The sequence below is a fragment of the Metallosphaera javensis (ex Hofmann et al. 2022) genome (assembly GCF_022064045.1).
GTDB classification, from domain to species: Archaea; Thermoproteota; Thermoprotei_A; order Sulfolobales; family Sulfolobaceae; genus Metallosphaera; species Metallosphaera javensis.
On record NZ_JAKNCW010000080.1, the window covers coordinates 1 to 234 of the forward strand.

Here is a 234-nt window from a genome sequence, read left to right on the forward strand (position 1 = left end):
GTGATGACGCGCGCGCTCGGCCAGGAAAAGGCCGACAGCGTGCTCGCGCGGATCGTGCCGGCCCAGGAATCGTGCCAGCTCGACCTGCTCGACTGGCTCGACGCGGGCGAGATCGCCGCGATGATCGAGAAGGAGCATCCGCAGATCGCCGCAGTGCTGATCGCCAACCTCGATCCGACGGTCGGCGCGCAGGTGCTCGAGCTGATGCCCGATGCGGTCCAGCCCGACATCCTC

At 68.4% G+C, this 234-nt stretch carries 1 protein-coding gene; it reads left to right on the forward strand.

Going from position 1 to position 234, the window contains the following annotated elements:
• A partial coding sequence (locus L3N51_RS12475) for a hypothetical protein (protein WP_238027529.1) occupies positions 1 to 234 on the forward strand: 234 nt, incomplete at both ends.